Below are 8058 nucleotides of genomic sequence, written 5' to 3'. Positions count from 1 at the left end.
ACGTCCGCGAAGCGGTCCGTTTCGCCGATGGCATCCGTACCCTGCACGACCTGGGCGTGACCACCTTCGTGGAGATCGGTCCCGGCGGCGTCCTCAGCGCCCTCGCCCAGGGCTGCCTCGACGGCGACGACGTAGTCACCGTCCCCGCCCTGCGTACGGACCGCCCCGAGCCGCAGGCGGTCACCCTCGCTGCCGGTCGGCTGCACACCCACGGCGTCTCCCCGGACTGGCAGGCGCTGTTCCCCGGCGCCCAGCGCGTCGCCCTGCCCACCTACGCCTTCCAGCGTGAGCGCTACTGGCTCGAAGGCACGGCCGCGCTCGACGTCTCCTCCGCGGGGCTGGACTCCTCCGGCCACCCCCTGCTCGGCGCGGTGGTGGAGACCGCCGGGGGACAGGACGTGCTCTTCACCGGCCGGCTGTCCCCGGCCGACACACCCTGGATCGTGGAACGCACGGTCGGCGGCGTGCCGGTGCTCCCGGTCGCCGCGTTCGTGGAGCTCGCACTGTCCGCAGGCCGGCAGGCCGGGTTCCCGCATCTGGAACAGCTGGACGTGGACGCCCCGCTGCTGCTGCCGGCAGAACAGGGCGCCGTCCGTATCCAGGTGCAGATCGGCGCGGGCGAGGACGCCGAGCGACGGTCGGTGCAGGTCCACAGTCGGCCTGCCGTCGGCGGTACCGACGAGCCGTGGGTCCGCCACGTTGCCGGAGAGCTCACCCGCAGCGCCCCGGCAGCGGAGTTCGACATGGTGATCTGGCCGCCGGCGGGCGCCGAGCCGGTGGACGTCGAGGAGCACCCGAGCCTGCGCGCCGCCTGGCGCGCCGGGGACGAGCTGTACGCCGAGATCGCACTGCCCCTCGCGGAGCGGGACCGGGCGGACCGCTACGGCCTCCACCCCGTACTGCTGGACGCCGCCCTGGACACCCTGGCACCGGCCCGTGCCGGCGACCCCGGCGACCCCGGCGAGGTGCTCATGCCCTACGCCTGGAGCGGCGCGTCCGTGCACGCCCCGGGAGCCGGGGCCGCGCGCGTACGGATCCGGCCCGTCGGCGCCGGCGACGGCGACGCGGTGGCGATCGAACTGGCCGACGCCGACGGTGCTCCCGTCGCCTCGGTGGCGTCCGTGCGGACGCGGACCGTGTCCCCGCAGCAGGTGCTGGCCTCGCGCGTCGCGCACCGGGACTGGATGTTCGAGGTCGACTGGATCGAGCACACCGCTCCCGATGCGGCTGCTCCCGCCTCCGAGGCCGCATGGGTGGTCCTCGGCGGCGACGGTCCCTACGCCGACCTCGACGCGCTCCGCAAGGCGGTCGACGACGGGGCGGTCCCGCCCGCCCACGTCCTCCTGCCCTGCGCCCCGAGCGAGGGCGAAGCCGCCCCGGCGACGCGCGAGTTGCTGGCCGGTGTGCTGTCGGCCGTCCAGGAGTGGGTCGCCGACGAGCGGTTCTCCGATGCGCGGCTCGTGGTGATGACGCGCGGCGCCGTCGGCCTGGAGGGAGCGGCGCCGGACCTCGCGCACGCCGCGGTGACCGGCCTGGTGAAGTCGGCCCAGGCCGAGCACCCGGACCGCCTCCTGCTCGTCGACGCGGACGACGCGGACGACGCGGTGACGACCGGCGGCCTGGACCCCGCACTGGCTGCGGCGCTCGCCGCTCTGGACGAGCCGCAGGCCGCAGTGCGCGGCGGCAGGCTGTTCGTACCGCGCCTCGCCCGGACCGCCCCGCCCGAGGAGCCCGCCGGCCACGCGTGGGACCCCGAAGGGACCGTGCTGCTCACCGGGGCGACCGGCGGCCTCGGGCTGTCGCTCGCGCGGCACCTCGTCGCCGAACGCGGCGCACGGAGACTGCTGCTGGTCAGCCGCCGCGGCCCCGCCGCCGAGGGCATCGACGAGGTCGTCGCCGCCCTGTCCGGGCTGGGCGCGCACGTCGACGTGGCCGCCTGCGACATCGCGGACCGGGACGCCCTCGCGGAGCTGCTGGCCTCGGTCCCGGCCGAGCACCCGCTCGTGGCCGTGGTGCACGCGGCGGCCGCCCTGGACGACGGTGTGATCACCGCCCTGACCCCGGAGCGCCTGGACACCGTGCTGCGGCCGAAGGCCGAAGGGGCGCTGCACCTGCACGAGCTGACCAAGGACCTCGGCCTCTCCGCGTTCGTGCTCTTCTCCTCCCTGGCCGGAGTCCTGGGCAGCGCCGGCGCGGCGGGCTACGCGGCGGCCAACGCCTTCCTGGACGGGCTGGCGCGGCAGCGCCGGGCCGCGGGCCTGCCCGGCACCTCGCTGGCGTGGGGCCTGTGGACGGACAACGGCGGCATGGGCGACCGGATCACCGACGCCGACCGCAACCGGATGGGCCGATCCGGGGTCGTGCCGTTCACCTCCGCGGAAGGCCTGGCACTGTTCGACGCCGCCCTCACCGTCGACCGGCCGGTGATCGTGCCGGTCCGGCTGGACGTCGCGGGGCTGCGCTCCATGGCCCGCGCCGGCATGCTGCCGGCGGTCTTCCGCGGCCTCGTGGGCGACACCGGCGGGGCGGCCGAGGAGGACGCGACCGTCGGCCGGACCCCCGCCCTGGCACGCCGCCTGGCCGGGATGCCCGAAGCAGACCAGGAGAAGGTGCTGCTGGACCTGGTGCGCAACCAGGCCGCCGCCGCCCTCGGCCACGCCAACGCGGCCCGGATCGAGCCCACCACGGCCTTCCGGGACATCGGCTTCGACTCCCTGACCGCCGTGGAGCTCCGCAACCGGCTCAAGGCCGCGACCGGCCTCCGGCTCAAGCCCACCCTCGTCTTCGACCACCCCAACCCGGTCGCGATCGCCCGCCTCCTGCACAAGGACCTGGTCCTCGACCTCGCCGCCGGGACACCGCCGGTGCTCGAAGAGATCGACCGGCTGGAGGCCCAGCTGGCCGCGCTCGCCCCCGAGGACGCGGTACGGGACAAGGTCACCGCCCGGCTCAAGGCGCTGCTCTGGAAGTGGACCGACACCCACCAGGACGCCGCGGCGAACGCCGCCGCCGACGCCGGCCCCGGCACCGACCGCGACTTCGACCTCGACCTCGACCGGATCGACGCCGCCACCGACGACGAGATGTTCGACCTCATCGACCAAGAGCTCGGGTCTCTCTAACTCTTCTCACGCACTGCTACCGAGGACGTAAAACATGTCGAACGACGACAAGCTCAGGGATTACCTCAAGCGCGTGATGGTGGACCTGCGCCACACCCGCAGGCAGCTGGGTGAGCTGGAGGCGAAGGACACCGAGCCCATCGCCATCGTCGGGATGGCCTGCCGCTACCCGGGCGGAGTCGCCTCCCCCGAGGACCTGTGGCACCTGGTCTCCTCGGGCGCCGACGCCGTGACCGGGTTCCCCGCCGACCGCGGCTGGGACCTCGACGCGATCCACGACCCCGAGCCCGGGCGCACGGGACGGACGTACGTACGCGAGGGCGGCTTCCTCCACGACGCCGCCGACTTCGACCCCGCGTTCTTCGGGATCTCCCCCCGCGAGGCCCTGGTCATGGACCCCCAGCAGCGGCTGCTGCTGCAGACCTCGTGGGAGGCCTTCGAACGCGCGGGCATCGACCCCGCAACCGCGCGGGGCACCCGGGCCGGAGTGTTCGTCGGCACCAACGGCCAGGACCACGCCTACCTCCAGCGGCCGGGCGACAGCGACATCGAGGCCCACCTCGTCACCGCGAACACCGCGGCCGTGGTGTCCGGCCGCATCTCGTACGCCCTCGGCCTCGAAGGCCCGGCCGTCACCGTCGACACGGCCTGCTCCTCCTCGCTGGTGGCGCTCCACCTGGCCGCCCAGGCGCTGCGCCGCGGCGAGTGCTCGCTCGCCCTGGCCGGCGGCGCGACCGTGATGGCCACGCCGAACACGTTCATCGCGTTCAGCGCGCAGCGCGGCCTGTCGCCCGACGGCCGCTGCCGCGCGTTCTCGTCGACCGCCGACGGCACGGGCATGTCCGAAGGCGTCGGCGTGCTCCTGCTGGAGCGCCTGTCCGACGCCCGCCGCCTCGGCCACGACGTGCTCGCGGTCATCCGCGGCAGCGCCGTCAACCAGGACGGCGCGTCCAACGGCCTCACCGCCCCGAACGGCCCGTCGCAGGTGCGCGTCATCCAGCAGGCGCTGGAGAACGCGCGGCTGACCGCCTCCCAGGTCGACGCGGTCGAGGCGCACGGCACGGCCACCACCCTCGGCGACCCGATCGAAGCCGAGGCGCTGCTCGCCACGTACGGCCAGGAGCACCCGGGCGACCGGCCGCTGTGGCTGGGATCCGTCAAGTCCAACCTCGGTCACACGCAGGCGGCTTCCGGCGTCGCCGGTGTGATCAAGATGGTGATGGCCATCCGCAACGGCGTGCTGCCGCAGACGCTGCACGTGGACGAGCCGACCTCCCAGGTCGACTGGTCGGCCGGCGGCGTCAGGCTGCTGACCGAGGCCGTTCAGTGGCCCGAGTCGGACCACCCCCGCCGTGCCGCCGTCTCCTCGTTCGGCGTCAGCGGCACCAACGCCCACACGATCATCGAGCAGGCCCCCGCCCCGGAGGAGGAGCCCGCCGGCGAGGCCGCCGAGGCGCCCGCCGCCGGCGCGCTGCCGTGGGTGCTCTCGGCCAAGAGCGACGCGGCGCTGCAGGCCCAGGCCGAGCGCTTGCTCTCGTTCCTGGAGAGCGGCCCCGGCCGGTCGCCCGCCGACATCGGCTTCTCCCTCGCCACGACCCGCGCCGCCTGGGACCGGCGGGCGGCCGTCGTCGGCGAGAGCCTGCAGGAACTCACCGAAGGCGTACGGGCACTGGCGTCGGGCAACCCGTCCGCGGCCGTGATCCGGAGCACGGGCGGCCTCGGGGACAAGACCGGGTTCTTGTTCTCGGGTCAGGGTTCGCAGCGGCTGGGGATGGGTCGTGAGCTGTATGCGGCGTACCCGGTGTTCGCTGCGGCTTACGACGAGGTGTGTGCGCTGCTGGATGCGCCGGTGGATGTTGATGCTGAAACGCTTCACCAGACCGGGTGCACCCAGCCTGCGTTGTTCGCTGTTGAGGTGGCGCTGTTCCGGCTCCTGGAGTCCTGGGGGATTCGGCCGGATTACGTGGCCGGTCACTCGGTGGGTGAGATCGCTGCGGCTCATGTGGCGGGTGTGCTGTCGTTGCAGGACGCGGCGAAACTGGTGTCCGCCCGCGCTGCACTGATGCAGGCGCTGCCCTCCGGTGGCGCGATGGTGGCGGTCCAGGCGACCGAGGACGAGGTTCTGCCGCACCTCACCGACGGGGTCGGCATTGCGGCGATCAACGGGCCCCAGTCCGTCGTGGTTTCCGGCGCGGAGGAAGCTGTCCTCGCGATCGCCGAGGTCTTCAAGCAGCAGGGTCGCAAGACCTCCCGGTTGAAGGTCAGCCATGCCTTCCACTCGCCGTTGATGGACCCGATGCTGGAGGACTTCGCCGAGGTCGTCCGCGGTCTGACCTTCAGCGAGCCGCGGATCCCCGTGGTCTCCAACCTCACCGGACGCCTCGCCGAGCCCTACACGCCCGATTACTGGGTCCGGCACGTCCGCGAAGCGGTCCGCTTCGCCGACGGCATCCGCACCCTGCACGACCTGGGTGTCACGACGTTCGTGGAGATCGGCCCCGGCGGCGTCCTGAGCGGAATGGCGCAGGGCTGCCTCGACGGCGACGATGTCGTCACCGTCCCGCTGCTGCGTGCCGACCGCCCCGAGCAGCAGGCCGTCACCGCCGCGCTCGCCGAACTGCACGTGCACGGTGTCTCCCCGGACTGGTACGCGATCTTCCCCGGCGCGCGGAAGGCCGACCTGCCCACGTACGCCTTCCAGCAGCAGCGCTACTGGCTGGAGGCCCCCGAGGCCGAGGCGGCCGTCGTGGATGCGGTCGACGCCGAGTTCTGGGCGAGCGTCGAGCGCGAGGACGCCCAGTCGCTCGCCGCAACGCTGGGCCTGAGCGCCGAAGAGCTGGACGTCGTCGTCCCGAAGCTGTCCGCCTGGCGGCGGCAGCGGCGCGAGCAGTCCGTCGTGGACGGCTGGCGCTACCAGCTGACCTGGCAGCCGCTGGACGGCCTGCCCGCCACGGACCTGTCCGGCAGCACCTGGCTGTTCGCCGCGCCCGAGGGCGACGAGTGGGCCGCGACGGTCCGCGCGGCCCTCACCGGACGCGGCGCGCACCTGATCCCGCTGACGGTCGGCGCGGACGCCGGACGCGAGTCCCTGGCCGGCGAGCTGACCCGGGCCGCGGCCGAAGCCGGATCACTGCAGGCCGGATCCCTCCAGGGCGTCCTGTCGCTGCTCGCGACCGACGAGACCGCCTCGCCCGAGCACCCCGCGGTCTCCCAGGGCCTCGCACGGACCGTGGCGCTTGCTCAGGCGCTCGGTGACGCGGGCATCGACGCGCCGCTGTGGTGCGTCACCCGGGGCGCGGCGGCCACCGGCCGCTCGGACGACGCGCCGCTGAGCGCGGTGCAGAACCAGGTGTGGGGCTTCGGCCGTGCCCTCGCCCTGGAGCACGCCCGGCGCTGGGGCGGCCTGATCGACCTGCCGGCGGCGGTCGACGAGCGCGCTGCCGGCCGTATCGCCGCCGTGCTGAACCAGGGCGCCGGCACTGCGGAGGACCAGGTCGCCGTCCGTGCGTCCGGCGTGTTCACCGCCCGGCTCACCCACGCCCGCAGCGGGACCGGCCGGCCGTGGTCGCCGCGCGGCACGGTGCTGATCACCGGTGGTACGGGTGCGCTGGGCGGGCACGTCGCCCGCTGGCTCGCCGGTGCCGGCGCCGAGCACCTGGTGCTCGCCGGCCGCCGCGGTGCCGACGCGCCCGGCGCGGCCGGACTCAAGGCCGAGCTGGAGGAGCTGGGAGCGCGCGTCACCCTCGCCGCGTGCGACGTCGCCGACCGCGACGCGGTGGCGGCGCTGCTCGCCGAGCACACCTTCACCTCCGTGTTCCACGCCGCGGGCGTGGAGCAGTTCGCCCCCTTCGACGAGCTGACCCCGGCCGACTTCGCCCGCACGATGGCGGCGAAGGCCGGCGGCGCCGCCCACCTGGACGAGCTGCTGGGCGACCAGGAGCTGGACGCCTTCGTCCTCTTCTCCTCGATCGCCGGCGTGTGGGGGAGCGGACTGCAGACCGCCTACGCGGCCGCCAACGCCTTCCTCGACGGCCTCGCCGCCCGGCGGAGGGCCGCGGGCCTGACTGCCACCGCGATCGCCTGGGGCCCCTGGGCCGACGGCGGCATGGTCACCGACGCCGACGAGGAGCACCTGCGCCGCCGCGGCGTCGTCACCCTGCCCGCCGCACTCGCCGTGACCGCGGTCCAGCGCGCCCTGGACTGCGACGACACCGCGGCCGTGGTCGCCGACATCGACTGGGAACGGTTCATCGGACCGTTCACCCTCGGCCGCCCGAGCGCACTGCTGTCCGAGCTGCCCGAGGTGCGCCGCGCCGAGGCCGCCGCACCGGCCGACGCCGCAGCGGGCGGCAGCGCGCCCCTGGTGGCCCAGCTCGCCGGACTGCCGGAGGCCAAGCGCACGGAGACCCTGATCGACCTGGTCCGCGCACACGTCGCGGCCGTCCTGGGCCACGCCTCGGCGGCGGAGGTCGAGCCCGGCCGGGCGTTCAAGGACCTCGGCTTCGACTCCCTGACCGCCGTCGAACTCCGCAACAAGGTCAACACGGCGACCGGCCTCGCGCTGCCGCCCACACTGGTCTTCGACTACCCCAACGCCACGGCGCTCGCCCGCTTCCTCCAGAGCGAGCTGCTCGGATCGCAGGCCGCCGCGCTGCAGGAGCAGCACGCGGCCGCCGCCGACGACGAGCCCATCGCGATCGTGGCGATGAGCTGCCAGCTGCCCGGCGGCGTCGACTCGCCCGAGGCCCTGTGGAACCTCGTGGCGTCCGGCGGTGACGCCATCTCGGAATTCCCGTCCGACCGCGGCTGGGACGTCGACTCGCTCTACGACCCCGACCCCGATCGCCCCGGCAAGACCTACGCGCGCGACGGCGGCTTCCTCCACGACGCCACCGACTTCGACGCCGCCTTCTTCGGCATCAGCCCCCGCGAGGCC

Annotated in this window: 2 protein-coding genes; both read left to right on the top strand. The window is 74.4% G+C overall.

The window, feature by feature from the left end; genetic code table 11:
• Positions 1–3122 (top strand): type I polyketide synthase (locus tag AS857_RS36685; protein ID WP_144440939.1); only part of this gene is annotated, 3122 nt, incomplete at its 5' end.
• A gap of 34 nt (positions 3123–3156) precedes the next feature.
• The coding region (locus AS857_RS36680) for a type I polyketide synthase (protein ID WP_144440938.1) at positions 3157–8058 on the top strand (4902 nt) is incomplete at its 3' end.

This window comes from Streptomyces roseifaciens, assembly GCF_001445655.1.
GTDB classification, from domain to species: domain Bacteria; phylum Actinomycetota; class Actinomycetes; order Streptomycetales; family Streptomycetaceae; genus Streptomyces; species Streptomyces aureoversilis.
Note: the sequence above shows the minus strand (reverse complement) of the source record. Positions and strands in the feature narration are given on the sequence as shown.